Source organism: Heliobacterium chlorum (assembly GCF_014502795.1).
GTDB classification, from domain to species: Bacteria; Bacillota; Desulfitobacteriia; order Heliobacteriales; family Heliobacteriaceae; genus Heliobacterium; species Heliobacterium chlorum.
Genome location: NZ_JACVHF010000158.1, coordinates 1 through 482, shown reverse-complemented (window position 1 = coordinate 482; position 482 = coordinate 1). Strand labels below are relative to the sequence as shown.

The 482-nt window shown below is 36.9% G+C and carries 1 protein-coding gene; it reads right to left on the bottom strand.

What is annotated here, in order from left to right; all coding sequences use genetic code 11:
- Positions 1 to 83: 83 nt before the first annotated feature.
- On the bottom strand, positions 84 to 482 hold a 399-nt coding region (locus H1S01_RS20755), incomplete at its 5' end, for a CarD family transcriptional regulator (RefSeq protein ID WP_188042192.1).

Genomic DNA, 482 nt, shown 5'->3' with positions numbered 1-482 from the left:
CAAACCAAAAAGAAACCAAGGACAATGTCCCTGGCTCTACGTATTCATGTTATCAACCTAATAAACCATAAAGCCTATCGAAACTAAATATTAGCAACCTTGTTTAGTAATTCAGATGCCTTTTTACGGCAGAGACCTTTTACAATTTCAACTTCACTAGCTAAAATTTCACAAGCGTTATCAAGCATATTTTTATCAGCGAAACCAAGTTTTTTCTTATTATTAAGTCTAACTAAGTCACGGATAACCTCTGCTCCATCATAAATGTTACCGGTTTTTATCTTGTTTAAATTATATCTGTTTCTTTGGGTGCCCCTGATGGTTGGATCTGTTTCTCCATCGTGAAGTGTATTGAGCACGTCGTCCAAAACATTTTGCTCAACTACGGGCCGTACCCCCAATGTCTTAGCGTTAGCACAAGGGAACATCAATCGCATGTTTCTATGATTGATATTTATAACATAATAAGGTTGGCTTTTCCC